This window comes from Mesorhizobium sp. YR577 (assembly GCF_900116595.1).
GTDB lineage: Bacteria > Pseudomonadota > Alphaproteobacteria > Rhizobiales > Rhizobiaceae > Mesorhizobium_M.
In genome coordinates, this window is the sequence record NZ_FPBI01000003.1 from 57,175 (window position 1) to 82,522 (window position 25,348).

Annotated in this window: 22 protein-coding genes; 3 read left to right on the forward strand and 19 right to left on the reverse strand. The window is 62.7% G+C overall.

What is annotated here, in order from left to right:
* Nucleotides 1–13 precede the first annotated feature (13 nt).
* The 10 genes from BM413_RS05515 to BM413_RS05560 all read right to left on the reverse strand — a co-directional run bounded on the left by BM413_RS05515 (nucleotide 14) and on the right by BM413_RS05560 (nucleotide 12,627).
* On the reverse strand, nucleotides 14–1,009 hold the full coding sequence (locus tag BM413_RS05515) for a PhoH family protein (protein ID WP_091911722.1): 996 nt from the start codon (nucleotides 1,007–1,009) through the stop codon (nucleotides 14–16).
* Between the two features lie 74 nt (nucleotides 1,010–1,083).
* On the reverse strand, nucleotides 1,084–2,481 hold the full coding sequence (gene miaB, locus BM413_RS05520) for a tRNA (N6-isopentenyl adenosine(37)-C2)-methylthiotransferase MiaB (RefSeq protein WP_091911243.1): 1,398 nt from the start codon (nucleotides 2,479–2,481) through the stop codon (nucleotides 1,084–1,086).
* A gap of 48 nt (nucleotides 2,482–2,529) precedes the next feature.
* Nucleotides 2,530–3,360, reverse strand: coding sequence for a lyso-ornithine lipid O-acyltransferase (locus BM413_RS05525; RefSeq protein WP_091911245.1), 831 nt, complete (start codon nucleotides 3,358–3,360; stop codon nucleotides 2,530–2,532).
* 7 nt (nucleotides 3,361–3,367) lie between these two features.
* Nucleotides 3,368–3,862: a GNAT family N-acetyltransferase gene (locus BM413_RS05530; RefSeq protein ID WP_091911247.1), complete on the reverse strand. Its 495-nt coding sequence runs from the start codon at nucleotides 3,860–3,862 to the stop codon at nucleotides 3,368–3,370.
* Nucleotides 3,862–4,539 carry a tRNA (adenosine(37)-N6)-threonylcarbamoyltransferase complex dimerization subunit type 1 TsaB gene (tsaB, locus tag BM413_RS05535; protein WP_091911249.1) on the reverse strand — a complete coding sequence of 226 codons (678 nt, stop codon included), beginning with the start codon at nucleotides 4,537–4,539 and terminating at the stop codon, nucleotides 3,862–3,864. Before tsaB ends, BM413_RS05530 begins: the two co-directional genes overlap by 1 nt.
* A gap of 270 nt (nucleotides 4,540–4,809) precedes the next feature.
* Nucleotides 4,810–7,002, reverse strand: a complete 2,193-nt coding sequence (locus BM413_RS05545) for a malate synthase G (protein ID WP_091911250.1) — start codon at nucleotides 7,000–7,002, stop codon at nucleotides 4,810–4,812.
* A gap of 147 nt (nucleotides 7,003–7,149) precedes the next feature.
* Nucleotides 7,150–9,165, reverse strand: a complete 2,016-nt coding sequence (locus tag BM413_RS05550; RefSeq protein ID WP_091911253.1) for a hydantoinase/oxoprolinase N-terminal domain-containing protein — start codon at nucleotides 9,163–9,165, stop codon at nucleotides 7,150–7,152.
* A 103-nt stretch (nucleotides 9,166–9,268) separates the two neighbouring features.
* Entirely contained in the window at nucleotides 9,269–9,817 is a 549-nt protein-coding gene (locus BM413_RS05555; protein ID WP_091911255.1) for a hypothetical protein, read from the reverse strand.
* A gap of 546 nt (nucleotides 9,818–10,363) precedes the next feature.
* Nucleotides 10,364–10,519 carry a hypothetical protein gene (locus BM413_RS33010; RefSeq protein WP_175544257.1) on the reverse strand — a complete coding sequence of 52 codons (156 nt, stop codon included), beginning with the start codon at nucleotides 10,517–10,519 and terminating at the stop codon, nucleotides 10,364–10,366.
* Between the two features lie 59 nt (nucleotides 10,520–10,578).
* Nucleotides 10,579–12,627, reverse strand: a complete 2,049-nt coding sequence (locus BM413_RS05560) for a helix-turn-helix domain-containing protein (RefSeq protein ID WP_091911257.1) — start codon at nucleotides 12,625–12,627, stop codon at nucleotides 10,579–10,581.
* Between the two features lie 343 nt (nucleotides 12,628–12,970).
* Between BM413_RS05560 and BM413_RS33015 the strand changes: the two genes are divergently transcribed.
* Nucleotides 12,971–13,174: a hypothetical protein gene (locus BM413_RS33015; RefSeq protein ID WP_091911259.1), complete on the forward strand. Its 204-nt coding sequence runs from the start codon at nucleotides 12,971–12,973 to the stop codon at nucleotides 13,172–13,174.
* Between the two features lie 21 nt (nucleotides 13,175–13,195).
* Here the strand turns inward: BM413_RS33015 and lepA are convergent, their stop codons facing one another.
* The 7 genes from lepA to BM413_RS05600 all read right to left on the reverse strand — a co-directional run bounded on the left by lepA (nucleotide 13,196) and on the right by BM413_RS05600 (nucleotide 20,427).
* Nucleotides 13,196–15,004 (reverse strand): translation elongation factor 4, encoded by a 1,809-nt coding sequence (gene lepA / locus BM413_RS05570; protein WP_091911261.1) that lies wholly within the window; start codon nucleotides 15,002–15,004, stop codon nucleotides 13,196–13,198.
* Nucleotides 15,005–15,057: 53 nt separating this feature from the next.
* Nucleotides 15,058–16,065, reverse strand: coding sequence for a cytochrome d ubiquinol oxidase subunit II (locus tag BM413_RS05575; protein ID WP_091911263.1), 1,008 nt, complete (start codon nucleotides 16,063–16,065; stop codon nucleotides 15,058–15,060).
* A 4-nt stretch (nucleotides 16,066–16,069) separates the two neighbouring features.
* Entirely contained in the window at nucleotides 16,070–17,434 is a 1,365-nt protein-coding gene (locus BM413_RS05580; RefSeq protein WP_091911265.1) for a cytochrome ubiquinol oxidase subunit I, read from the reverse strand.
* 122 nt (nucleotides 17,435–17,556) lie between these two features.
* Complete coding sequence (gene dmeF / locus BM413_RS05585) at nucleotides 17,557–18,522, reverse strand: CDF family Co(II)/Ni(II) efflux transporter DmeF (protein ID WP_091911267.1); 966 nt, start codon at nucleotides 18,520–18,522, stop codon at nucleotides 17,557–17,559.
* Nucleotides 18,523–18,532: 10 nt separating this feature from the next.
* Nucleotides 18,533–18,799 carry a metal-sensing transcriptional repressor gene (locus BM413_RS05590; RefSeq protein ID WP_091911269.1) on the reverse strand — a complete coding sequence of 89 codons (267 nt, stop codon included), beginning with the start codon at nucleotides 18,797–18,799 and terminating at the stop codon, nucleotides 18,533–18,535.
* Between the two features lie 63 nt (nucleotides 18,800–18,862).
* Complete coding sequence (locus tag BM413_RS05595; RefSeq protein WP_091911271.1) at nucleotides 18,863–19,048, reverse strand: hypothetical protein; 186 nt, start codon at nucleotides 19,046–19,048, stop codon at nucleotides 18,863–18,865.
* Between the two features lie 338 nt (nucleotides 19,049–19,386).
* The gene (locus BM413_RS05600; protein ID WP_091911273.1) at nucleotides 19,387–20,427 is read right to left on the reverse strand and encodes a phosphatidylglycerol lysyltransferase domain-containing protein; all 1,041 of its coding nucleotides are present in this window, start codon (nucleotides 20,425–20,427) and stop codon (nucleotides 19,387–19,389) included.
* Nucleotides 20,428–20,589: 162 nt separating this feature from the next.
* Here BM413_RS05600 and BM413_RS05605 point away from each other — a divergent pair, with 162 nt between their 5' ends.
* A complete protein-coding gene (locus tag BM413_RS05605; protein WP_091911275.1) occupies nucleotides 20,590–21,732 on the forward strand; it encodes a flavin-containing monooxygenase in 1,143 nt (380 codons plus the stop codon).
* Nucleotides 21,733–21,897: 165 nt separating this feature from the next.
* On the opposite strand, the gene BM413_RS05610 is transcribed toward BM413_RS05605, so the two are convergent.
* Nucleotides 21,898–22,602 carry an SDR family oxidoreductase gene (locus BM413_RS05610; RefSeq protein ID WP_091911276.1) on the reverse strand — a complete coding sequence of 235 codons (705 nt, stop codon included), beginning with the start codon at nucleotides 22,600–22,602 and terminating at the stop codon, nucleotides 21,898–21,900.
* Between the two features lie 257 nt (nucleotides 22,603–22,859).
* On the opposite strand from BM413_RS05610, the gene BM413_RS05615 reads away from it, so the two are divergent.
* Nucleotides 22,860–23,198, forward strand: coding sequence for a hypothetical protein (locus BM413_RS05615; protein WP_091911726.1), 339 nt, complete (start codon nucleotides 22,860–22,862; stop codon nucleotides 23,196–23,198).
* Nucleotides 23,199–23,286: 88 nt separating this feature from the next.
* Here the strand turns inward: BM413_RS05615 and BM413_RS05620 are convergent, their stop codons facing one another.
* Complete coding sequence (locus BM413_RS05620; RefSeq protein ID WP_091911278.1) at nucleotides 23,287–25,278, reverse strand: PhoX family protein; 1,992 nt, start codon at nucleotides 25,276–25,278, stop codon at nucleotides 23,287–23,289.
* Nucleotides 25,279–25,348: the final 70 nt, after the last annotated feature.

The following is a 25,348-nucleotide window of genomic DNA, read 5'->3' on the forward strand; positions in this document are numbered from 1 at the left end:
AAAATCTGGCCTATCAGCTTTCCGACGAGCCCAGGCCCTGCGCGATCTTGCCGTCGCGATCATAGGCGCGGACGATTTCGGCAACCAGCGGATGCCTGACCACGTCGGCGTCGTTGAAACGCACCGTGACCGCGCCTGGAACCCCGTCGAGAATGCGAAGCGCCTCGACCAGGCCGGACTTGGTGTTCGGCGGCAGATCGATCTGCGTCGGGTCGCCGGTAATGATCATGCGCGAATTCTCGCCGAGACGCGTCAGGAACATCTTCATCTGCATCGAGGTCGTGTTCTGGGCCTCGTCGAGAATGACGGCTGCGTGCGCCAGCGTGCGGCCACGCATGAAGGCCAGCGGCGCGATCTCGATGACCTCGGCAGCGATAGCGCGCTCGACCTTGTCGGCCGGCATCATGTCGTAGAGCGCGTCATAGAGCGGGCGCAGATAGGGATCGACCTTTTCCTTCATGTCGCCCGGCAGGAAGCCGAGCCGCTCGCCGGCCTCGACCGCCGGCCGCGACAGGATAATGCGCTCGACCATGCCGCGTTCGAGCAGCATGGCGGCGTGCGCAACCGCCAGATAGGTCTTGCCGGTGCCGGCAGGGCCGATGCCGAAGACAAGCTCCGAGCGCTCCAGCGCCCGCATATAGGCATCCTGGTTGAGCGTGCGGGCATAGATCGTGCGCTTGCGCGTGGCGATCTGGGCGGCGGCAACCTTGCCCTTGCGCTCCAGCGTCGGCAGCGTCAGCTGGTCGTCGGCGGCGATCGCCATCCTGACGGCGCCATCGACATCCGACTGGGCGATCTCGCCGCCCTTCTGCAGAATGCCGTAGAGATGGTCGAGCGCCCGGCGCGCCTGCTCGGCTGCGGTGGCGCTTCCCTTGATCTGCAGCTGGTTGCCGCGCGAATTGATATCGACGCCGAGCTTCTGCTCCAGCCGGGCCAGATTCTCGTCGAATTGCCCGTACAGCGCGCTGGCCAGCTTGTTGTTGTCGAAGGTCAGTACGATGTGCGCCATGTCCGAGGCCCCGGAGGGCACGTTCTTCAGGTCAGTCGTGGCGTTCAAACGTCTCTCCTCATCTGCCGAAGCCGTCAGGCTCGTTCGGCGAACAGGCTGGCGTGGCCCGTTCCAGTGATTCGTGCCCTGATAATGTCACCGATTTCGCCGGCAGTTTCATCAAGAATAACGGGCTGCAGCCAAGGTGATCGACCGACGATCTGTCCGGCCTGCCTGCCGGGCTTCTCGATCAGCACTTCGACGGTCTTGCTGACGAGGCTGGTGCCGAATGCGCGCTGCTGATCGAGCAGGAGCGCCTGCAGGCGCTGGAGCCGTTCGTCCTTAACATTTTCAACGACATGGTTCTTCATGTCGGCGCCCGGCGTGCCGGGACGCGGCGAATATTTGAACGAGAAGGCCAGCGCATAATCGACCGCGCGCACCAGCTCCATCGTCGCTTCAAAATCGGCGTCCGTCTCGCCGGGAAAGCCGACGATGAAGTCGCCCGACATGGCGATATCCGGGCGCACATTCCTGATGCGCTCGATGAGGCGGAGATAATCCGCCGCCGTATGCTTGCGGTTCATCGCCTTCAGGATACGGTCCGAGCCGGACTGAACCGGCAGATGCAGATAGGGCATCAGTGACGGCAGATCGCGGTGGGCGGCGATCAGTTCGTCGTCCATGTCGCGCGGGTGGCTGGTGGTGTAGCGCAGCCGCGCCAATCCCGGAATCTCGGCCAGCCGGAACAGCAGGCGGCCAAGGCCCCATTCGTTGCCGTCAGGCCCGATGCCGTGCCAGGCGTTGACGTTCTGGCCGAGCAGCGTCACCTCGCGCACGCCCGCCTCGGCCAGCTTTTCAGCCTCGGCGATGATCTGCGCGACCGATCGCGATACTTCCGAGCCGCGCGTATAGGGCACCACGCAGAAGGTGCAGAACTTGTCGCAGCCTTCCTGCACGGTCAGGAATGCCGTGACGCCACGGCTGATGACGTCGGCGCGCTTCGGCTGCGGCAGGTGGTCGAACTTGTCTTCCAGCGCATAGTCGGTCTCGACGACCTTCTCCCCGCCGCGAACCTTCCTCAGCGCCTCAGGCAGGCGATGATAGGTCTGCGGGCCGATGACCAGATCGACGGCCGGCGAGCGGCGGATGATCTCGCGGCCCTCGGCCTGCGCGACGCAGCCGGCAACGCCGATAACCATCTCGCGACCGGCCTTTGCCCGCTCGGCCTTCATATCGCGCATGCGGCCAAGCTCGGAATAAACCTTTTCGGCGGCCTTCTCGCGGATATGGCAGGTGTTGAGCAGCACCAGATCGGCGTCGTCGATGGCGTCGGTCGCGACATAGCCGTCGGCGGCCAGCGCATCGGACATGCGCTGGGAATCGTAGACGTTCATCTGGCAGCCGTAAGTCTTGAGGAAGACCTTCTTGGCCGGGCCGGTCGACGCGACGGCAATTTCTGCCGTGTCCTTAGAAATCTCGTTCAGTTCCATTGGGCGGCTTCTAGCGCTTTTCGGTGTCAAAAAACAGACGATTCTTGTTCACGATCCGCCGCGCGGATTGCGCAGTGCCGCCTGCATCATCGCGTGCACCTGCTTCTCGACCTTTCGGGCTGTCTCCTTGCGGCTGGTGCCGGCCGAAAACTCCAGCGGCTCGCCGAAATGAATCTCGACATCGATGCCGCCTTCGGCAAGCAATTCCTTCATATGCGGCACCAGATCCATGTCGCCGATCCACGCCGCAATCGTGCGATGCTGACGCCCCATCGGCAAGCCGTGAAGGCGCGTATAGGCGATCGCCACCGGCTGAATGAAAACCTTGTCGACACCGCTGTCACGAAGCGCCATTTCAGCCGCGCCGAACAGCGTGCTCTTGAACGGCAACAGCAGATTGCCGTCGCCGGTGCTGCCTTCGGCAAACAGCACCATGGCGTCGCCGGCGGCCATGCGGCTGGCGATCTCGCTCGCCTGCTCGCCGGACTTGCGCCGCTGTTCGCGCTCGATGAAGACCGTGCGCTGCAGGCGCGACAGCCCGCCGATCAGCGGCCAGCCGGCCATGTCCGACTTGGCGATGAAGGCAACGTCGTTGAACGATCCCAGCGCCATGATGTCGGTCCAGGAAATATGGTTCGAGGCAACGAGCAGCGGGCGCTGTTGCGACATCGCACCATGCGCATGAACGCGAATGCCGAGCGCGGATAGGATAATCTTGTGCCACAGGCGCAGGATGACATGCTCGCGCCAAAGCCCGGTCTTTCTGGCAAACAGCTGCAACGGCACCAGAATAGCCGTACTGACGGCGACGAGGAGAAGCGCAAGACCTGTGCGGATCCAGCCGATTACTGCTCCAAATCTTCCCTCATCAGCCTGCATGTGACGGCTAACGAAGGTCGCGGCGCATGACGAGCGCACTGGATGTGCCGGCATCGCCGGTTTTGTAGTAGCCAGGGCGCTTGCCGACCTGGATGAAGCCGAGCCGGCGATAGAGCGCGATCGCCGCGACATTCATTTCGTCGACTTCGAGGAACAGCGCATCAGCGCGCTGGCCGTGGAGTTCGCGCAGCACCGCGTCCATCAGCCGCCAGCCCAGCCCCTGCCGGCGATGCGTGCGGGCGACGGCCACGGTCAGGATTTCGCCCTCGCCAGCGACGAGCCGCGCCAGCACGAAGCCGACGGGCGGCGCCTTGCCCCGGCCGACCTCGCGCGCCGCATAGCCGAAGACCGTATTTTGCGACAGAAGATCGGCAAATTCGCCGCCGCTCCAGGGACGGACGAAATCCTCGTGATGAATAAGGGCAACGGCGTCGGCATCCTTGCCCGCAAGCGGCTCCAGCGAATAGTCACGCGAGCGCGAATGCAGGAAAGGTATGCGCATCAACTGCTCCTCGGGAGAATAAAACCCGCCTGTGGCTTGGCGTCCGGCTCGCGCAGATAGAGCGGCTTTGGTTTCTCGCCCGGTTCCTTTGCCGCGGCGAGCCGCGCATAGACGGCAATATCGGCGGTTGTCACCAGCGGACCAAGGCTGAATTCGTGCGACGGCATTGCCGATGCAATCATCTGCGCTGCCGTGCCCGCGAGCGCCGGCGAAAACTGCGCCGCCAGTTCCGTTGCGCGATTCAAATCGATCACCGCAGGCGCAAAGAGCACAGCACCGGCCTCGTCATGGACCGCCGCCTGGATTTCGCCGCGCCCGCCATCAAGAGCGGCAAGCACATTGCGGGGACCGAGCTTATCACGCGTCTCGGCAGCAAGCGCTTCCAAGGTCGTCACGCCGACCGCCGGGATGTTGAGCGCCAAGGCAAGCCCGCGCACCGCCGACACGCCAACGCGCACCCCGGTGAACGAGCCCGGGCCGATGGAAACGGCGACCCTGCCAAGGTCGGGAAATGCAATGTTGGCGGCATTCAGTGCCTCATCGATCACCGCCATGAGATGCTCGGCATGTCCCTTGCCTAGATCGAGCACCTTGCGGCCGAGTTCCCTTTCCGCAGCTGCGTCGTAGACGCAGGCGGCGCACAGGCTGGCGGAGCAGTCTATGGCGAGGATGTTCATTGGACGCTGGCGTCCTGAAAGCCGGACCATATCGAGAAGTGACGAGCCCTGCTACGACCACCCCCCTCTGCCCTCCCGGGCATCTCCCCCTCAAGGGGGGAGATCAGCCGCTTGGCCGCCCCGCTCGCTCCGTCACGCCTCCGATTGGCGAAGGTCAAGCAGCCGACCAATCTCCCCCCTTGAGAGGGGTCCAAAGGACGGACCGAGACCCGCGGCTCGGGCCAGGGCGTCCGGCAGGGCAGAGGGGGGTGGGCAAGCGCAATGGTCAAATTAATTGCCCGCCCGGTCCCGCGCCTTGAGCTCGAGCCGGCGTGCGTGCAGGACCGGTTCGGTGTAGCCGTTGGGCTGGGCGCGGCCTTGAAACACCAGGTCGCAGGCGGCGAGGAAGGCGATGGAGTTTTCGAAGTCCGGCGCCATCGGGCGATAGAGCGGGTCGGCCGCATTCTGGCGATCGACGATGCCGGCCATGCGCTTCATGGTTTCCATCACCTGCGTGTCGGTGCAGACGCCGTGATGCAGCCAGTTGGCGATGTGCTGGGAGGAAATGCGCAGCGTGGCGCGGTCTTCCATCAGGCCGACATCGTTGATATCCGGAACCTTCGAGCAGCCGACGCCCTGGTCGATCCAGCGCACGACATAGCCGAGAATGCCCTGAGCGTTGTTGTCGAGTTCGTGCTGGACTTCCTCCGGCGTCCAGTTCGGGCGCACCGCGACCGGCACCGACAATATGTCGTCCAGCTTGGCCTTGGCGCGGTTCTTCAGGCCGGCCTGGACCTCCTGCACATTGACCTTGTGGTAGTGCGTGGCATGAAGCGTTGCAGCCGTCGGCGACGGCACCCAGGCGGTGTTGGCGCCGGCCTTGGGATGGGCGATCTTCTGTTCCAGCATCGCCGCCATCAGATCGGGCATGGCCCACATGCCCTTGCCGATCTGGGCATGGCCGGAAAGGCCGCATTCAAGCCCGGTATCGACATTCCACGCCTCATAGGCGGAAATCCACGGCGCCTGCTTCATGTCGCCCTTGCGGATCATCGGGCCGGCTTCCATCGAGGTATGAATCTCGTCGCCGGTGCGGTCGAGGAAGCCGGTGTTGATGAAGACGACGCGTTCTTTCGCGGCGCGAATGCATTCCTTGAGGTTCACCGTCGTGCGGCGTTCCTCATCCATGATGCCCATCTTGATGGTATTGCGCTTCATGCCGAGCAGATCTTCGACCCGGTCGAACAGTTCGACGGCGAAGGCGACCTCTTCCGGCCCGTGCATCTTCGGCTTGACCACATACATCGAGCCAGCGCGGGAATTTTTGCGGCGACCGTTCGGACCGACGTCGTGAAGGGCGATAAGCGCGGTGATCGCCGCGTCCATAATGCCTTCCGGCACCTCATTACCGTCACGGTCGAGAATGGCCGGATTGGTCATGAGGTGGCCGACATTGCGCACAAGCATCAGCGAGCGACCGGGCAGCGTGACGTCGCCGCCATCAGGGGCCGTGTAGGTGCGGTCGGGGTTGAGCTTGCGGGTAAAGGTCTTGCCGCCCTTTTCGATTTCCTCGGCAAGGTCGCCCTTCATCAGGCCGAGCCAGTTGCGGTAGACGACGACCTTGTCCTCGGCATCGACGGCTGCAACGGAGTCTTCGCAATCCTGGATCGTCGTCAGCGCCGATTCCAAAACGACGTCGGCAATGCCGGCAGCATCGGTCTTGCCGATCTGGTGGCTGCGGTCGATGACAACTTCGATATGCAGGCCGTTGTTTTTCAATAGTATGGAATCTGGTGCAGGTGGCTCGCCATTGTAGCCGACGAGTTGAGTGGGATCCTGTAGCCTCAGATGACCCCGCGCGTGCGTTTGATCGTCAGGGAGCGCCAACATCAAACCGTCGTCAACGTAGAACCACTCAATCTCTTTCCATGAACCGCCCGCGAGTGGTGCAACCTCGTCCAGGAAATCGCGGCCCCAAGCAATGACCTTTGCGCCGCGAACCGGATTGTAGCCCTTGCCCTTCTCGGCGCCATCAGCTTCCGGAATAGCGTCGGTGCCGTAGAGTGCATCATAGAGCGAACCCCAGCGTGCATTGGCGGCATTGAGCGCATAGCGCGCATTCATGACCGGCACGACCAGCTGCGGCCCGGCGACCACCGCGATCTCGGGGTCGACATTTTCCGTCGACACCTGAAAGGCCGGGCCTTCCGGCACGAGATAGCCGATCTCCTTCAGGAAGGCCTGATAGGCGCCCATATCGACCGGCGCGCCATTGTCGCGGTACCAGCTGTCGATCCGTTCCTGGATGTCGTCGCGCTTGGCCAGAAGTGCCCTGTTCTTCGGCGCCAGATCATGGACGATCGCCGAAACACCGGACCAGAAGGCCGCAGGGTCGACACCAGTACCCGGCAGCGCTTCCCGCTCCACGAAATCATGAAGCTCACGCGCAATCCGCAGCCCCGACACGTCCAACATTTCGTTCATATTTTTCTCCAGACACCCAAGCCTTGGAACCACAATTTGCGGCCTTTGACCATGTCGGGGTGACAGGGTCAATTCACCCTAAGTTTCACAAGCCGGCTTCCTCGAAAAATAAAGCCGGAATCATGCACGGGGAAAAAGGTTTTTCGCTCAAACGGCGATGCGGGGCCGCCCCGTGGCAACGGCCATGATCTGCGCCTCGATGAACATGCGCTGGCCTTCCACCGTGGAGGTTCGGAACTCGCGGATGATCTCGATTTCGGCGGCGTCTGTGCCGGCATCCTTCGCCCTGCCGGCTGCGATTGCCCTGATGTCGGTTTCCGCCGCCAGGACGGCATCGTCCTCACTCAGGAAATCGCGCACCTGATCGCCTGACGTCACCCGGAAAAGCCCTTCCTTGGGCTGGCTGACCCGCGCCTCGACCGAAACGCGCACCTGCCCGACCACCGCGCCGAGCGCATTGGCGACGTCGGTGTCTTCCGGCACGACGCATTCATTGCCGACGAGCGGCGGCAAGCCGGCATAATGCAGCGGCGCGGAGGCGCCGAGGCCAATGACAGGCCGGTCGAGCGCCACGGTGAAGCGGGCGATGCCGGGATGCGCGTCGACGGCACGCTGCACCAACGCATGTGCCACGGTCGCCGCGCCATCAAGCCCATCTTCGGCGAAGGCGGTTTCGAGGATCACCTCGGCCGAGTTGCGGGTGAGCGTCAGAAGCACGCGCTCGGCAATCGCTTCGGGCGAGGCGGCGATCGACTGGCCGCGACCGTCGCGCTTGCGGGCGAAAAGTTCTGCGCCCAGCCGCGCAGCCTTCGCATCCCAGTTGCCCTGCCGGCCTAGCACATGGGCGGCATCAGACGGTGTAAAGCCGACAATGTGAACAAGCCCGCGCGACACCAGCCGGTTCAGCGTAGCGTTCTGCGCATTCGAGGTCAGCAGGCCATCCAGCGGCAAAGGCACGGAACCTATGCCCTCGTAGAGCTTTGCTTCAGGCGGCGTCAGCCCGGCAGCGAGGCGCTCCGGCACGCCGGTGCGGACCGCGAAACGCCCATCCATGCGGCCCGGATTGGCCGCGCGCAGCTGGCGTTCGAGCTGGCCGAGAACCGCCTCGCCATGGGCCATGCCGGCGAGCGCCAGCGGCACGACGCGGCGGGGGCCGAGCAGGATGCGCGGGTTGAGCGCGCCGTCTTCCAGCGCGACCTCGGAATCGCCGCCGAGACCGAAAGTCCGCATGGCGACCGCCTCGACCATGGTCCGGAAGCCGCCGACGGTAGCACCTTCCGGATCGAGCCTGGGCCGGCCGTTGTCGAGCACGGCGACATCCGTCGTGGTGCCGCCGATGTCCGACACGACCGCATTGTCGAGCCCGGTCATGTGACGCGCGCCGACGAGCGAGGCCGCCGGCCCCGACAGGATCGTCTCGATCGGACGGGCGCGGGCGAAGGCGGCCGAGACCAAAGCTCCATCGCCGCGCACGACCATCAGCGGCGCCTTTATCCCACGGGCGGCCAGAAAGCCTTCGGTGGCGGCGACGAGCCGGTCGATCATCGAGATCAGGCGGGCGTTGAGCAGCGTGGTCAGCGCCCGGCGCGGGCCGCCGAGTTTGGCCGAAAGCTCGTGGCTGGCGGTGACGGGCAGGCCGGTCTTTTCGCGGATGAGGTCGCGCGCGGCGATCTCATGGGCCGGGTTGCGGGTGGCGAAATAGGCGCAGACGGCAAAGCCCGACACCGATTTTGCCAGTTCCGGCAGCGCCGCCTCCAGCGCGTCCAGCTCCAGCGGCTTCGCGTTGCCGTGGACGTCGTGGCCGCCGCCGCAGAACACGACCGGGTCGGTGCCGAGCGCGGTCTTCAGCCCGTCGCGGGCGAGATCGGCCTCGGAAAAGCCGATCATGACCAGGGCCACGCGCCCGCCCTGCCCCTCGACCAGCGCGTTGGTGGCGAGCGTGGTCGACATCGACACCAGCTTTATCGCCGCCGGGTCGGCGCTCGCCTCTCCCAGCACCGCATCGACCGCGCCGGAAATGCCGACCGCCAGATCGTGCCGCGTGGTCAGCGACTTGGCCTTGGCGGCGACACCCGCCGTTTCGGACCACAGCACGGCGTCGGTGTAGGTGCCGCCGGTGTCGATACCGAGAAACAGGGGAGACGGCGCAGGCGTGGCGTTCATGGGGCGGGCTATCCGGCAAGCGTGAATTCACCTGCCGTTTAGCCCATCGACCCCGCCCGCGAAAGCCGCTGGCGCGACCTCCTCTTACGCCACGACGCCGGCCTCAGCCCTTCGCCTTGCCTGCCGCCTCCCCGCCGGCCTTCGCCTTCTCCTCCGCCTCGCGCCGCTGCAGGGCCAGGATCTTCGGGGTGATTTCCCGGATCATCTCGCGCACCGGCTCGGTGCGGTCCTTGCGGTCGCAGCAGGGCGGCATCATCGGGCCGGGAAAGATCGTCCAGTCATCCTCCAGCCGCCGCGAGATGCATTTGCCGGCGCGGCGGCAGGCCGCGATCTTGCAATCGCGAAAATGGCCGCGATGCGTCGCGGCAGCCTGCGACATGGCGAGATAGACGCCCTGGGCGCGAAAATGCTGCTCGGTCGCGCGGCGCGTGGCCTCATACTGCTTGTCGGTCTGCTCCGGGTCGCGCTTGTGGTGCGGTATCCTGAAACGCGGGCCGGGTTCGCCCGGCGGGATCGGAAAATATTCGTAAACGTCGGTGACATCGTACTTGCTCCAGTCACGCGGCACATATTCATGCTTGACCGCATAGCGGTCGATCGGCGGCGTTGGCTGTCCATGGAGCGCGCGCGGTTTTTCCCTTTCGTCTGCCATGTCTTTTATCTCCCTTCGGGGTGAAAGCGGGATGCAGCCGCGCGAAAGCGCTCTCGCGCCGCACGGCCGAGTTTTGAAAAGAAGGTCGGGAAGACGGGCGGTCGCGGGATCGCTCATCTAAGGTTTTAGTGCGATCTCGCGACCGCCCGTCCGGCGATTTCTGTTCCCGTCCGTTCCGCTGCCCCCCGCAAACCTTTCGGCAAACGGGGTCTATGTGCTCGTCCAGCACGCGCGGGCCGTAATACCCGCAGGGGAACCCTCGGACGGAACCTCCCCGGGCCCGCCGCTACGTTTGCGGAGAACCGGAAGCGCCGGCCCCTCCCCCAGACCGCCGTCGCGACCGGCCTTCCCGCAGGAGGAGCAGCCGCCATTATGCGAGCGGTGAATTGGGGTGGGGAAAAAGATTTTTGAAAAAACGCGGTGCTTTTTTTCGCGCCCTGAGGGAGAGGTAGGGATTTCAAGGGCTTGGACGGGAGCGGGGCGCGGGCCGGGTGCTGGAAATCGCAAATCAGGGGGATTTTTATCCCCGCCCTCGCAAGCATCTAGCTACTGGCCGATCTCTTCTTCCTGCTCCTGCGTCAGAGGCTTTATCTCCGGCGGCAGAGGCTCGACCGTCGGCTGAACCTCGGCCGGAGGTGCCGGGCGGGGTGAGGCGCAGGCGGTGAGGATGGCGAGCGCGAGGAGGATGGGGAGGCGGTTCATGGGGTGGCGGTAGGTGGGAGGTGTGGCGGATTCGCGATAAAATCGCGCCAGCCTAAAATCTAGACATCGATTAATTTTTCCAAGTCCTCATTTTTGGCGCTCCTTACGTCCTCTTCAATTTTCCTTACTTCTTCCGCTTTTTTCGAAAGACCTGAAAAAGACGCAACCAATACGGCCAGACCTGCAAGAGGCCCGGCAATATTCGTAACAAGACTTGCCATCGCTACCTTGACACTGGCTTTAGCAGTTTCCTCAACGCCATCTAAGGTTCCTTTGTAAGCGCGAGAACCCGCGTCTTTTGCAACTTGCGCCACCACAGCTCCAGTTGCACGAGTTGCCCCGGAACTCCTTTCCTTAAAAGCCTTTAGTACTGAAGCGGAGAAATTTCTAATGTCCAGAAGATGCAGAGATATTATCTTTGCTCTCTTCTCGATTGCGCCTGCAACTACGACGTCATTACTGGAATTCGCAATAATGACATCAGTTTCATCAATATCGGATAACGCGGCCTCCAGCGCCTCAATAGCTGATGGGGCTACGACATCAGAGTACTTTGCCTGATTGATAATCTCTTTGGCATTTTTGAATGCCGGCGATGCAACTTCATCAGCCATTCGCTGTGCGAGTCTTGCCGCTTCAATTTCCATTATTTCTGGAAACACTGCCCTCAAATCTTCAAGGCATGCTGACAGGTCCCGTAACAACGACTGTGCATCTGTAAAAAGTTCGTTTCGGGCCTCTGGGGTGTCGAAAGTCGCGACAACAGCTTCGACTGATCTGCTACGCATCAAAAGAATGCCGGGGGCGATGTCCGAAGCACTCTTTCCAAGAGCCACGACCAACCGCTCGATAGTATCAAGAACATGAGATGGAGCTTGGGTTTTTTCCAGCTTTGCAGCAGTAAGCTGCGCCTTCTCCAAGGTTTCCTTCCATATATCGTGTGCTACCGACGAATGCTGCAGGCCATTGTTTGCCCGAGTTGCAATGATTTGACCTGCACGCTCACCAAACTGGTGAGCAGCCGGACGCTGCGTTAGTACCAAACTATCTACTGATTCGTCCGTTAATGGCCTCGTATCTTCAAGGCCGCTTTGTCTAAGCCTTTGTACCTCAGCGGCAATATCGTGATTTATTTCTTCGGGAGACCGCTGCCACCATTTGACCGTCTGAGTCGCAATAAAATAGTCGATTACCTGGGCAGCCTTCGGCTCGAGATCAAAGCTCCGCCCGCCCGACAATCGATTCTCATGCAGCTGAGCCCAGACTAGCCAGTCTTTCCCTAGGGTTCGAACAAAACGTTCAAAGGATTGCCACTCTTGAACGACCCACATTGGCTGCCCGCCCAACCAAAGCTTAGAATGCAGCAAGTCCGTTGCCCTTACGGTAGATGATTTGGAAAATCTTAAATCATCAACAAAACTACAGTCGGCACTTACAGCTGCCCAAAAATCATTTGTGCTCGACTCGGGGAAGCGGCGCAGCGCACGCACCGCCCAGTCCACTGTTTCTGAAACACCCGATTTACTTCTGAGCCGCGCAGACCAAAAGATCGCACCACCCGCATCAAATGCGGTCTTAGATAAATTGCCAATGCTTTCGGCTTTCCGATCTAGGCTTCGACTCGCATTTAAAGCCAAAGAACCACTTAAACCATGATACGCAACCGTTGACCAAGCAATGTGCATAGATCGAAATAGCGATAGTAGGAACTCTTTGAGTTCTGAATCTAATTTCTTCGAAGGCGAAACATCACTGACAACAGGCAAAACCCTTAGCGCTGATCTAATCGCCAATATTCTTGCGACTTTAGAGTCCTTTCCTGCGAGCCATTTTAAAAGATCTTCGACGGACTCTACCTTGTTTCGTCTTACCTTTGGGGCATGACCCGCCACTTCTCGCAATAAATCATCTAACGACAGCCCCATAGCATCGGAAATTTTTTCTAATGTAGAGAAATGTGGGGCTACAGTACGCCCGTCTTCGATCTTAAGGTATGCCGTCACACTTATACCAATTCTACTTGAGAACCGTGCCCGGCTTAAATTATTTTCTTTTCGAAATTCTTTAAGAATCTCCCCCAATGCGCGGGTTCTCAAATCCAAAGCCATCCACAATACCCCCTAGCCCTGGTCGAAGATGCCGTGAAGAAGAGACTTCGGCAAGTGGGTAAAGGTAAAAGGAAGAACGTTAACCAACACAGCTCTGCTAGTTGAGTATGAAGCCTATTTTGCGCGTGAAATCCCAAGATTCCCGCGGCCGAAATATTCGGGGCAATGAAAAGCGCAGCATCCGTCTGAGGGAATGATAGCGCCTCCCTGCTTTCGTCATTCTCGGGCTCGACCCGAGAATCCACGCCTGAACGGCGGGGTCAGAAACCGACGCTGAAAGAAATCCGCGAAAGGTCGCGCAGGTGGCGTGCTTTCAGCGTCGTGCGGATTGAGATGTTCCGGCATGGATCCTCGGGTCAAGCCCGAGGATGACGATGCGGATATGAGTGGCGCCAAGGTGGAGCCGCTGCCTTCGGCAACGTACGCACTGCCCCTCATCCGGCCCTTCGGGCCACCTGCCCTCCGCTATGGCTCCGGGCGTTCGTCGCTCGAAAAGCCAAATCGTTGGCTTTTCGTCGCCTTCGACGACCGCTCTTCACCCCCGTGAAACGGGGAGAAGGAAGAGGGGTCAGTTATCACCCATCTTCAGCGCCTGGATGAACGCTTCCTGCGGGATATCGACCTTGCCGAACTGGCGCATGCGCTTCTTGCCCTCTTTCTGCTTTTCGAGCAGCTTGCGCTTGCGGGTGACGTCGCCGCCGTAGCATTTGGCGGTCACGTCCTTGCGCAGCGCCGAGAGCGTTTCGCGGGCGATGACCTTGCCGCCGATGGCGGCCTGGATTGGGATCTTGAACATGTGCTGCGGGATCAGTTCCTTCAGCTTCTCGACCATGACGCGGCCGCGCTTTTCGGCTGCCGTGCGGTGGACCAGCATCGACAGCGCGTCCACCGGCTCCTCGTTGACCAGGATCGACATCTTCACCAGATCGCCTTCCTTGTAGTCGGTCAGGTGGTAGTCGAAGCTGGCATAGCCCTTGGAGATCGACTTCAGCCGGTCGTAGAAATCGAACACCACCTCGTTGAGCGGCAGGTCGTAGACCAGCATGGCGCGCTTGCCGACATAGCTGAGGTCGGCCTGCACGCCGCGCCTGTCCTGGCACAGTTTCAGGATGCCGCCGAGATAGTCGTCGGGGGTGAGGATGGTGGCGCGTATCCACGGCTCCTCGATATGGGCGATCTTGACCACGTCGGGCATGTCGGCGGGGTTGTGCAGCTCCTTCATCGTGCCGTCGTTCATGACCATGCGGTAGACGACGCTGGGGGCGGTGGCGATGAGGTCGAGGTTGAACTCGCGCTCCAGCCGCTCCTGGATGATTTCGAGGTGCAGCAGGCCGAGGAAGCCGCAGCGGAAGCCGAAGCCGAGCGCGGCCGAGGTTTCCATCTCGAAGGAGAAGCTGGCGTCGTTGAGGCGCAGCTTGCCCATGGCGGCGCGCAGATCCTCGAAGTCGGCGGCGTCGACCGGGAACAGGCCGCAGAACACCACCGGCTGGGCCGGCTTGAAGCCCGGCAGCGCATGCGCGGTCGGGCGGCGGTCCTCGGTGATGGTGTCGCCGACGCGGGTGTCGGCCACTTCCTTGATCGAGCCGGTGATGAAGCCGAACTCGCCGGGGCCGAGCTCGTCGACCTGGATCATCTTGGGCGTGAAGACGCCGGTGCGCTCGACCAGATATTTTGCGCCGGTCTCCATCATGCGGATGGTCTGGCCCTTCTTGAGCCTGCCGTCGATGATGCGCACCAGCACGATGACGCCGAGATAGGTGTCGTACCAGCTATCGACCAGCATCGCCTTCAGCGGCGCGTCGATGTCGCCCTCGCGCGGCGGCGGCAGCTGGTTGACGATGGCTTCCAGCACGTCGGGTATGCCGAGGCCGGTCTTGGCCGAGATGTAGACGGCCTGGCTGGCGTCGATGCCGATGACCTCCTCGACCTGCTCCTTGATGCGTTCGGGCTCGGCAGCGGGCAGGTCGATCTTGTTCAGCACCACGACGATCTCGTGGTTGTTGTCGATGGCCTGGTAGACATTGGCCAGCGTCTGCGCCTCGACGCCTTGCGAGGCGTCGACGACCAGCAGCGAACCTTCGCAGGCCGACAGCGAGCGCGACACCTCATAGGCGAAGTCGACATGGCCGGGCGTGTCGATGAGGTTGAGGATGTAATCCTGGCCGTTGTTGGCGCGGTAGTTGAGGCGCACGGTCTGGGCCTTGATGGTGATGCCGCGCTCGCGCTCGATATCCATCGAGTCCAGCACCTGCTCCTTCATGTCGCGCAGCTCCAGCCCGCCGGTGGACTGGATCAGCCGGTCGGCCAGCGTGGATTTGCCATGGTCGATATGGGCGACGATGGAGAAATTGCGGATGTGGGACAAAGGTGTGGTCATGGCCGCGCATTTAGCAGGGGCAGCGGGGGTTAACAAGCGTGGCGGATCACTTGTCAATCATAGGTCAGGTCCGACGCCTTGCCGCCGAAAACGCGGTAGGCAAAGATCGAGTAGCCGATGATGACCGGCAGCACCACCAGCGTGCCGGCGAGGATGATGGCGAGGCTTTCGGTGGCGGATGCTGCCTGCCAGATCGTCAGCTTGTCGGGCACGACATAGGGGTAGAAGGAATAGGCCAGGCCGACGAAGCCGAGCGCGAAGACTGCGGCCAGCGTTATGAACGGGGCGAGGCTGAAGCGGTCCTTCTCGTCCGGCAGGTGGCCGCACAGCCACCACAGCGCGCCAAACAGGCCGAGCGTCACCAGCGGCAGCGGCGCCAACAGCAGGAAGTCGGGCATAGAGAACCATTTTGCGAAGATGCGCGGCGAGGCCAGCGGCGTTGCGGCGGAAATGACGGCCATGCCGAGCGCGGTGAACAAAAGCGCATAGCGCAGCCAGCGCACCGCCCGTTTCTGCAGTTCGCCCTCGGTCTTGTAGATCAGCCAGGCAGCGCCCATCGCCGCATAGGAAGCGGCAAGGCAGGCGGCGACCAGAGCGCCGAAGGCGAAGGCTGCGAGCCCTTCCTCCAGGCCAAGCACATAGACGCCGAGCATATAGCCCTGCGCCAGCGAGGCGATGAGCGAGCCGGCGAAGAAGATCCGGTTCCAGCGCGCCTTGCGATGGACCGGCACCTTGGCGCGGAAGTCGAAGGCGACGCCGCGCAGGATGAGGCCGAACAGCAGCACGAAGACGGGGATGTAGAGCGCCGTCAGGATGGTGCCGTGGGCCATGGGGAAGGCGACCAGCAGCAGGCCGACGGCCAGCACCAGCCATGTCTCGTTGGCATCCCAGAACGGACCGATGGCGGCAATCATCGTGTCCTTCTCGTGATCGTCGGCGGTGGCGAAGAGGATGCCGATGCCGAGGTCGAAACCGTCGAGCACGACATAGATGAGGATCGACAGACCCATCAGCCCGGCGAAGATGAGGGGGAGGATTACCGGCCAGTCCAAGCTAGACATGATCTCACTCCGTTCCGTGAACCGGCTGCGACAGCGGCCTGTTGAGCACGCCGGGCAGCGGCGATTCATCGCCGTCCTTGGCAGCCTTCAGCGCCAGATGCACCAGCGTGCCGAGATAGACGACGATCAGCACCGCATAGAGCGCCAGATAGATGGCGAGCGTGAAAGCAACATGGCTGCCGGGCACGGCACCCAGCGCCTCGTCGGTGCGCAATATGCCGGTTACCAGCCATGGCTGGCGGCCGATTTCGGTGGTGTACCAGCCGGCAAGTGTGGCCAGCCAGCCCGACAGCGTCATCGGCACCATGAGATAGGCGAGCGGCCTGGGCAGCGCGCGGCGGCGCAGGAGATACCACGAGGCGGCCCAGGAGACGGCGAGCATGGCGAGACCGGTGCCGACCATGATGCGGAAGCCCCAGAACACCGGCAGCACCGGCGGATGGTTGCCGACATAATCATTCAGGCCCGGCACGACGCCATCAGCGCTGTGGCGCAGGATGAGGCTGGCGCCGTTGGGTATGGTGATTTCGTATTTGTTTTCCTTCGCCGCCTCATCGGGAATGGCGAACAGAACCAGCGGCACATTGGGGCCGGTGTTCCAGTTGGCTTCCATGGCCGCGACCTTCTGCGGCTGGTGCTCCAGCGTGTTGAGGCCGTGCTGGTCGCCGGCGAATATCTGGATCGGGATGAGGATCGCGGCGGTGTAGACGCCGGTGCGCAGCGCCTTCATCATCGAATCGGAGCGGTCGCCGGCGAGATAGCGCAGCGCCGACAGGCCGGCGATGAAGAAGGACACCGTCAGCCCCGAGGCCAGCAGCATGTGGATGAGGCGGTAGGGGAAGGACGGGTTGAAGACGATCGCCCACCAGTCGGTGGCGTAGGCGACGCCGTCGCGGACCTCAAAGCCGGCGGGCGTCTGCATCCAGGAATTCAGCGCCAGGATCCAGAAGGCCGACATTGTCGTGCCGAAGGCGACGAGGAAGGTGGCCGCCGTGTGGACCTTGTTGGAGACCCGGCGGAAGCCGAACAGCATGATGCCGAGGAACACCGCCTCGAGGAAGAAGGCCGTCAGCACCTCATAGGCGAGCAGCGGGCCGGCGATGTTGCCGACCTTTTCCATGTAGCCCGGCCAGTTGGTGCCAAACTGGAAGCTCATGGTGACGCCCGAGACCACGCCGATCGCGAAGGACAGCGCGAAAACCTTCACCCAGGTGAAGTAGGCGCGCATCCAGGCGGCGTCGGAAGTGGCATTGTAGCGGAGCTTGAAGAAGAGCAGCACCCAGCCGAGCGCGATGGTGATTGTCGGAAACAGGATGTGGAACGAAATGTTCGCAGCAAACTGTATGCGCGACAGGATGAGCGGGTCCATGAAGGAAGCTCCTGCTGTTTCTTATGCAACCGAGAATAGGCCTGTCGGCGCAGGCCGTCAAAGCGGCCGCATGGCGCAGAGGCGCAGTGTCGCAGGAGACGCTGCGCAAAACGGGAGATGTGTTAGCCGGCGAACGATGCCGGATGCACTTCAACGGTAACATGCGACAGGCCCGGCAGGGTGGCGAGCCGGGCCTTGTAGCGCTCCGGCGCCTGCGGCCTGGCAGAGACCAGCGAGACGATCAGCGCCATGTGGCCGGGCCCGACCCGCCAAAGATGGAGATCGGCAACGCGGTCGCCGTCGCGTTCCAGCAGCGAGCGGACCTTGCCGGCGAGCGATGCATCGGCGCGGGCGTCGAGCAGCACCGCGCCGGAACCGCGCAGAAGGCTCCAGGACCAGCGGGCGATGACGACGGCACCGACGATGCCCATCAGCGCGTCCATCCACAGCCAGCCATAGAAACGCCCGGCGAGCAGGCCAGCAATGGCCAGGACCGAAGTCAGCGCGTCAGCAAGGACGTGAAAATAGGCGGCGCGCAGATTGTGATCGTCATGGCCGTGGTGGTGGTGATGATCCTCGTCGTGGTCGTGCGCATGAGCGTCGTGGTGATCATGCCCGTGATCGTGGTGGCCGCCATCATGCAGCAGCCAGGCGCTGGCGATGTTGACGAGCAGACCCAGGGCTGCCACCGTGATCGCCTCGTCGAAGCGGATCGGCACAGGCGCGGTCAGCCGCAGCGCGGACTCAAAGCCGATCATCAGCGCGACGACGGCCAGCACCACCGCGCTGGTATAGCCGGCGAGTTCGCCCATCTTGCCGGTGCCGAAAGCAAAACGTTCGTCGCGGGCATGGCGGCGGGCATAGGCATAGGCAACAGCTGCGATGGTCAGCGCGCCGGCATGGGTCGCCATATGGAAACCATCGGCCAGCAGCGCCATCGAGCCGTAGAGATAACCGGCGACGATTTCGCCGACCATCATGGCAGCCGTCAGGGCGATGACTGCAAAAGTGCGCCGCGCGTTGCGGTCATGAGCTTCGCCGAGGAAGACGTGCTCATGCTTGAAGCGTTCGATCGAGGCGGTGCTCATCGGCATATACTCACAAATATTTGGTGATCTCGCGGAAGACCGACAGCTTGTCCTTCATCTCGGCGGGCAGGTCGGAAGCGCCGGCGCCGAGATGATGGTCGATATGATCGATGATGAGGAGCTGCTTGGTCTTTTCCAGCGCCTTGATCACCGCCTGCATCTGCTGGGCGATGACGAGGCCGTCGCGGCCTTCGGCAACCATCTTCACGACAGTGGCAAGATGGCCTTCGGCGCGGCGCAGGCGCTTGTGGATTTCGGGATCGTTGACATGGCTCATGCCATATCCATATCCCCCGGTAGGGGATATGGCAAGATGTGTCAGACAGACGCTTGGCCGGTGTCAGGTGGAGAAGATCGTGACGAGGACAAACGCCGTGAAAATGACGCCGATGGCCAGAATGAGATGGCTGGACAGGATAGGCTTGTAGCGGCGCCCTGCATGCCGGCTCCGCTTTCCGGGGCGACTGGCGGCCGCGGCGTACTGATTGTGGTCCACCGGCGTGTGCAGGCCGTGATAGTAACGCATGGGAATGCTCCTTGAGATTCCGCCAGCCGTTTAAGCGGCAGGCGGGCAAACGGACGAAGCCATCTGCGAACCGGAATCTAGAAGTCGCGGGATTTGGATTCGAGGAGACTCGACAAGCTAAGAAATCAAAATCTCATAGGGATTTCGATGGCTCGAGGAATCATCAAATCAGTATGAGTAAGATAGATTTCCGGCAGCGCTGCCCCTCATCCGCCTGCCGGCACCTTCTCCCCGTATAGTGACGGGGAGAAGGGCGAAGCTCCAACGCTGACGCCCCCCTCTCCCCGTTTTTCACGGGGAGAGGGTAAGGGTGAGGGGCAGCACCGTCGCAGCAGCAATCACACCGCCTTGCACAACCGCAGCAGGCCGGTCATTTCCATGACGGAGCCTTTCCTGAAGGCGATGTAGGTCGGCTCTTCCTCGCCGTGGAAGCGGCGCTTGAAGGCGGCCTGGCCCTGCAGGTTGAAGATGCGGCTGTTGACGCTCTTGGAATCATAGGCGCGTGCGAACATCGTTCGCCAGAAGCCGCTTTCGGGAAAGCCGCTGGCCTTGATGTCGGCGAGCGGCGAGAGGCCGAGGGTGACGACGCTGTGGCCTTCCTTACGGAAGCGGTCGACGGCGAATTTGGTCAGGCCGACTTCAGCGTGCGGCGTGGTGCCGACGAGCTTGCGCTTGAAGGAGGTGGTGTAGCCGATGACTTCGCCGTCGCGATGCAGCGGGTCGAAATCCAGCAGCGCCACCGATTGCCCCTCGGGATCGACGAGCGTGAAGCGGCGCATGCCCTGGCCGGCAGCGGCGTCGAAGGGACGGTTGAGAAAACGCATTTCCCAGCGCTTGACGATGCGCTCGGCCAGCCACTCCGCCGACAGTTTCTTGACATGCTCGAGCGAGGCGACGCCGCCATCGTCCTCGAGGATCGAATAGCCCTTCTTGAACAGCCAGCGCTCGGAATAGCGCACGGTCTCGTTGCGCTTGCCCGAGAAATCATGGGCAGCAAGATCGAGCCTGGTGTCGATGCCCATGCGATTGACGCGGTAGCCAAGGCCGGAAAGCGTGCGGGCGGTGTCTTCGCCGACCTGGACGAACCAAGGCGTGCCTGCCGCCTTGACGAACCGCCTGATGTAATCTGCACGATCCTCCGGCGCCGCCACCGGATCGCCCAAGGCAAAATGCCCGCCCATTTTGGAGGCAAAGGCGACATAGCCATTGTCATCGCCGAAATAGGAGAGTCCGTTTTGGATCGCGGTGGAATAGGCAAGCGAGAAATCACCATGGCGGCGCAGCAACCTCAGCCGATCTTCCAGCGCAAGATCGAGGGTCGGCACCTTGGCGGCCCTGCCCTCCATGAAAACGTCGAACCTGTTGCGCAGGGAGGGCATTCGTCAGTCCTTGGTCGCTAAGCGTAACAACGTGCCCCTACCGCATCTCAAACCCACATGCGAGCCGCTTGTTCCACCGCACTCTTGCTCAAATTGCGCTGCTGCGCCACAAGGCTTGCCGATTGCACCCGCCAAGGACACCAGATTTCCGGTGAATGAGGAATGACTGCAACAAAAATCGAGGACGTGATCGTGATCGGCTCGGGAGCCGCCGGGCTGGCTGCAGCGTATGCGCTGGCCAAGGCCGGGCTTTCCCCGCTGATTCTGGAGCAGGAAGACCGAATCGGCGAGCCATGGCGGCGGCGGCACAAGAACCTGCGGCTGAACACGCACCGCGACCTGTCCCATCTTCCCAGCATAAAATTTCCACGCGGCACGCCGGCATTTCCCTCCCGGATCGAGGTGATCGACCATCTGACGGCCTTCAATGAGCGCGAGAAGCTTCCCATAGAATTCGGCATTTCGGTCGAGGAGATTTTTCGCGACGGCGATGCCTGGGCGGTGAGGACCGACAAAGGTGTGCGCCATGCGCGCGACGTGATCGTGGCTACCGGGCGCGACCGGAAACCCTTCATTCCCGCGTGGCAGGGGCTGGCGGATTACGGCGGCAGGGTGATCCATTCGGCCGATTTCGGCGAGGCGGCCGACTATACCGGCAAGAGCGTGCTGGTGATCGGCGCGGGCAATTCGGGCTTCGACGCGCTCAACCACCTGATTCGCGCCGAGACCGGGCCGCTCTGGCTGTCGGCACGCAGCGGCCCGACCGTCCTGCCCAAGCGCATCGCCAGCGTGGCGGTGCACAAGGTTTCGCCCCTGACCGCAGCACTGCCGGTGAAGCTGGCGGACATGGTGATTGCGGCGACGCAGCGGCTGGTGTTCGGCGACATGACCAGATACGGCCTGCCGAAAGCGGCAGCCGGCGGCGTGAGCCGGCTCGGCTCCGACTATACGGCGATCGCCGCCGACGACGGCGCCATGGCGGAGATCAAGAAAGGGCGCATAACGATCGTGCCCGGCGTGCGTGAGTTCACGGCGGACGGCGTGGTGCTCGCCGACGGGCGGACGATCAACCCCGACGTGGTGATCGCCGCCACCGGCTATCGCACGGGGCTTGACGACATGGTCGGCAAGCTCGGCGTGCTCGACCGCAACGGCACGCCGCTGTTCAACGGCCCGCAGGCGGCGCCCGGCCGGCCGGGGCTGTGGTTCACCGGCATGCGTCCAAGCCTGCGCGGCTGCTTCCGCAACGCGGTGATACAGGGTGAAGGTATTGCCAAGGCGGTGGCGAAGGGGCGGCGCGCCTGAGGCGTTCCCCCCTCTCCGTCTCGGCTTCGCCGAGCCACCTCTCCCCCATTTCATGGGGGCGAGGAACCCAAGTCCTGAAACGTCGCAACCTTGTAGAATCCAGGTTCCTCGCCCCCGCAACGCGGGGGAGAGGTGGCTCGGCGAAGCCGAGACGGAGAGGGGGTACTACACCGACTTCGTTATCCCGCCATCAATCCGGATGTTCTGGCCGGTGATGTAGCTGGAGCGGTCGCTGGCCAGGAAGGCGATGAGTTCCGAGACTTCCTCGACGCGGCCGTAGCGGCCCATGGGGATGCGCTCGCGCCGCTCGCCGGCTTCGGGCAAGCTGTCGATGAAGCCCGGCAGGACGTTGTTCATGCGGATGTTTTCGCCCGCGTATTTGTCGGCGAATAGCTTGGTGAAGGAGGCAAGCCCGGCGCGGAACACGCCGGAGGTGGGAAACAGCGCCTCGGGCTCGAACGCAGCGTAGGTCGAGATGTTGACGATGGAGCCGGACTTCTGCGCCTGCATGACCGGGGTGACCAGACGGGCGATGCGCACGGCGTTGAGCAGGTAGGTTTCCATGCCGAGATGCCAGTCCTCGTCGGTGATCTCCAGGATCGGTGCGCGCGGGCCGTGGCCGGCGCTGTTGACGACCGCGTCGATGCGGCCCCATTTCTCGACTGTCGCGTCGACCAGCCGCTTGAGGTCATCGTTGGAGCGGTTGGAACCGGTGACGCCGATGCCGCCGAGCTTTTCGGCCAGCGCCTCGCCCTTGCCGGACGAGGAGAGAATCGCGACCTGAAAGCCTTCTTCGGCGAGCCTGCGCGCCGCATCCGCACCCATGCCGCTACCGCCTGCGGTGACGATCGCCGTCTTCAGTTCCGACATTTTTGTCTTCCTCTCGTGACCTGGCTGTCCGTGGGCCGGTGAAAATCCACCCCAACAGCCGATGCATTGCCCAAGAGGTATCGGTGACGCCCCGGCAGGGCAAGACGCTGGTCCAACAGATGACGAGCGACGCTGGCCCATGGCCGCGGGCACGCCAGCATCTTGACGCAGCCCCAGCTTTGCCCGAGAGATCGCGAAAAGGGGCTGGATGCCGGGCGACAAGCCTCGGGCGCGACCATGTGCCCATGGAGAACGAATTGTCCCTGTCCGGCTTCGCCCAACTCATCGCCTCGACGGTGATCTTCCTGCTCGCCGCAACCGGCGCCAAATCATGGGCGCTGGCGCCGAGCATTCCCAAGCTGTTGCTGACGCTGGCGCTCTATTCGCTCGGCAATCTCATCATGCTGCGGCTGGTGCGCGAATTCGGCATGGCTTCGGCCTTCAGCCTGTCGGCCGTGATCCAGCTTGTCGCGGTCAATGTAATCGCGCTGGCGTTTTTCGGCGAGAAATTGAGCCTTGTTCAGAGCGGCGGCATCGTGCTGGCGATCGTGGCCGTTGGGCTGATCACGCTTGGGCCGGCAGCGGGCGGGCAGTAAGAATTTTTGAGGCGGGCGCTGCCCCTCATCCGGCCCTTCGGGCCACCTTCTCCCCGTAAACGGGGAGAAGGAAGAAGCTCGGGCAGCCTCAAACCGCGATCTTGCCGCCGCCCTGCTTGGTGATGGCGACGACGGCCGGACGTACCGGCATATCGTCCTTGAAGTCGGGCCAGCGGGTCGACAGGTCCTCGTAGTAGGACGGGCGGCCAAAGCCTTCCCAGTCCTCGCCGCCATCGCCCGGATGCTGGACGGCGACGAACATCGACTGCATGTCGGGCGCCAGCAGCGGGCCGCACATTTCGGCACCCACCGGCACGCGGAAGAACAGTTTCGAGGTCGCCCTCGCCTCGCCTTCGGTGTCGACCGCCCAGATGCCGTCGGTGCGGCCGGTGGCCTTCGGCGAATTGCCGTCGGTGGCGACCCAGAGGCGGCCATCGGCGTCGACGGCGCAGTTGTCCGGCATGCCGAACCAGCCATTAGCCGTCGTCGCGGTCGAGAAGGATGCGCCGACCTCGGCCACCGAAGGATCGCCGCACTTCAGCAGCACTTCCCACTTGCCCTTGGTCGCGGCGAAATCGCCGCCCTCTTCCACCAGTTCGATAAGATGGCCGAAGGCGTTTTCGGCGCGCGGGTTGGCGGCGTCGACCTGATCAGCCTTGCGCTTGGTGTTGTTGGTCAGCATGACATAGACCTTGCCGTTGACGGCATTGGGCTGGATGTCTTCAGGGCGGTCCATCTTGGTCGCGCCGAGCAGGTCGCCGGCGCGGCGGGTCTCGATCAGCACGTCGGCCTGGCTGGCAAAGCCGTTTTCGGCGGTCAGCGGGCCCTGGCCGAACACCACCGGCAGCCATTCGAACGAGCCGTCATCGGCGAATTTGGCGACATAGAGCGTGCCTTCGTCGAGCAGGTCGAGATTGGCGGCGCGATCGTCAGGATTGAACTTGCCGGCGGTAACGAATTTGTAGACGTAGTCGAAGCGCTCGTCGTCGCCGAGATAGAAGACGACCTGGCCGTCCTTGGCGACGATCGATTCGGCGCCCTCATGCTTGAAGCGGCCCATGGCGGTGCGCTTCTTCGGCAGCGAGTTCGGGTCGTTGACGTCGACCTCGACGATCCAGCCAAAACGATTCGCTTCGTTGGGCTCCTTGGACACATCGAAGCGATCGTAGAAATTGGCCCACTGATAGGTGCCTTCGGGAATGCCCATGCGCTTGTAGTTGGCAGCTTCCTTGTGGTCAGCAGGCAGCTCGCCGGCGAAATAGCCGTGGATGTTCTCCTCAGCCATCACATAGGTGCCCCATGGCGTGACGCCGCCGGCGCAGTTGTTGAAGGTGCCGAAGACTTTCGTGCCGGTTGCGTCTGCGCTGGTCTTGACGCGGTCATGGCCGGCGACCGGGCCGGAAAGCTGCATTTCGGTGGTGGAGGTGATGCGGCGGTTGAGCTTGCCGTCACGCACGACCTGCCACTTGCCGCCTTCCTTCTTGATCTCGACGATGGTGCCGCCATGGGCCGCCATTTCGATGTCGACGCGCTTCTGGTCGGCGTCGGCAACCTTGATCTTGCCTTCGGCCACCGTGACGATGCCCGGGAACATCAGGTGCTCGTTGGTATATTCGTGGTTGACGACCAGCAAGCCGTGCTCGGAAGAGCCTTCGAGTGGAATGAAGCCGACATAATCGTTGTTGTAGCCGAACTGTTTTGCCTGGGCCTCAGCCGACTGGTTCTTCGGGTCGAATTCCGGCGCATCGGCAAACAGCGGATCGCCCCAGCGCAGCAGCACGTCGGCGTCATAGCCGGCGGCAACGTGGTGCTTTTCGTCGATACCGGCCTCGATCTCGTCGAAGTTGAAGGCGGAGCCGCTTGCGGCGCGCGCATTGTCGGCGGTGATCAGCGCGAGCGGGCTGACGGTGGCGGCGATGGCCGAAACGGCGAGCGAACCTTTGAGGAAGCCGCGGCGCGAGAAACGCGAGGCGATGATTTCGCCCATGGTCGGGTTTTCCGTCGGGTTGTGGCCGGGGCCGTCATTCTCCTCGAGCTGGCTGGTGCGGAAAACGGCTTCCGGGGGAAAATGATCGTTCATCAGCGTGTCCTCTGGCTTGATCGGTGGCTTGGGGATGAAACCGACGGCTAAAGCGGCTGCGTAACAGGAA